This is a genomic window from Dietzia sp. DQ11-38-2 (assembly GCF_014145055.1).
GTDB lineage: Bacteria > Actinomycetota > Actinomycetes > Mycobacteriales > Mycobacteriaceae > Dietzia.
Window position 1 is genome coordinate 1 of sequence record NZ_JAALDW010000373.1, and the last position, 1,710, is coordinate 1,710.

2 protein-coding genes are annotated in these 1,710 nt (G+C 71.6%); one reads left to right on the forward strand and one right to left on the reverse strand.

Annotated elements, in window-relative coordinates; genetic code table 11:
- On the reverse strand, positions 1-993 hold a 993-nt coding region (locus G6026_RS12505; RefSeq protein ID WP_182613367.1), incomplete at its 3' end, for a putative sulfate exporter family transporter.
- 101 nt (positions 994-1,094) lie between these two features.
- Between G6026_RS12505 and G6026_RS12510 the strand changes: the two genes are divergently transcribed.
- Positions 1,095-1,710, forward strand: a 616-nt coding sequence (locus G6026_RS12510; RefSeq protein ID WP_182613368.1) for a LysR family transcriptional regulator, incomplete at its 3' end; no start/stop codon positions are given.

The following is a 1,710-nucleotide window of genomic DNA, read 5'->3' on the forward strand; positions in this document are numbered from 1 at the left end:
CAGGATGACCGGCCGCGCGCCGACCCTGCGCATCGCGGCGAGCCGCACCCCGGTCCCGAGCGCGAACATGGCGCACGTGAGCAGTACGGTCTGCGCCGCGGAGGCGACGTCGAGGGCCGTGGTAGGGACCAGCCCGGACGAGCGCAGGCAGACCAGGATCACGAACGCGACGATGAACCCGGGGACCAGCGGAGGCCGCGTGCCCCTGCCGTCGGCGCCGGTCGTCCGACGCCGGTGGAGGCTGATGATGGTGACGACGGGGGCCAGCAGAAGGACGCGGGCGAGCTTCACGACGGTGGCCACCGCCAGAGCGGAGCCGCCGATCGCGCCGCCGGCCGCGATCACCTGGGCGACCTCGTGGATCGATCCACCGGCCCACATGCCCGCTGCGGTGTCCGACAATCCCAGCCCCGTCGACAGGACCGGGACCGCGACGATCATGAGGGTGCCGAAGACGACGACGAGGGTGACGGCCGTGAGGACCTCCTCCTCGTCGGCGTCGGAGACGCTGTCCACGGCGGCCACCGCCGCCGCGCCGCAGATCGAGAATCCGCAGGCGATGAGCAGGCGCTGGGTCCAGCCGAGGCCGAGCGCGCCGCCCAGCGCCAGGGTGCCGACGATTCCGAGGACCACGATGACGACGACGAGCACGATGACCTGCCACCCCAGGGCGGTGATGTCGCCCAGCACGAGGTGGAGGCCGAGCAGGGCGATCCCGATCCGCAACAGTGTCCGGGACGAGAAGGCCAGGCCCGCCGCGGCACGGGTCGGAACCCGCACGATGTTGCCGAGTGCAGCGCCCAGCACGATCGCCACGAGCATCGGGTTGAGGGTGGGGAGCAGGTGGCTGACCGCCAGTGCCACGGCCGTGCCCGAGAGCGTCAGCGCCGTACCCGGCACCGCCGCACGCGCCGAGCGGGGCGGCGCCGTCTCCGCAGACGACCCCGCCGGGGGTGTGTGGCGGCGCGGCCGGGTGGCCAGGGGGGTGTCCATGGCTCCAGGGTGGTTGCCCGGCACCTCGCGCGGAAGCCGGCAGTACGGCATCGATGTATATCAGAAACACATGACCGGAACGGTTGCCATATGCTCATCGCATGACCAAAAGGTGGCCCGACCTGCTCGTGCTCGAGCTTCTGGTCGGCGTCGACGAGAAGGGCAGTCTGAGCGCGGCGGCCAGAAAGGTCGGGATGGCACAGCCCAACGCGAGCAGGGCGGTCAAGGAACTCGAGCGTCAGTTCGGGATGCCGTTGCTGCGGCGGCATCCGCGGGGTGCCACGCTGACCCCTCACGGGACGGTGCTGGCCCACTGGGCGCGACGGGTCCTCGGCGAGACGAGCAGGTTGCTGGAGGTGGCGCAGAGCCTGCAGTCCGAACGGTCCGCCACCCTGACCGTGGGCGCGAGCATGACCGTGGCAGAACACCTGATGCCCCGCTGGCTGGGGGCACTGAGCGGTGCGCGACCGGAGGTGAACATCCACCTGCAGGTCCACAACTCGGTGAGGGTCGCCGAGCTGGTGCTGGACGGCGCCTGTGATGTCGGGTTCATCGAATCCCCGACGGTGCCCCCCGGCCTGCACTCCGGCACCGTCGCCCGCGATCGGCTGGTCGTGGTGGTCCCGCCGTCACATCCGTGGGCACGGCGCCGGACCCCGGTGACCATCGCCGAGCTCGCGGCCACCCGGTTGGTGGTGCGGGAGCCGGGCTCCGGAA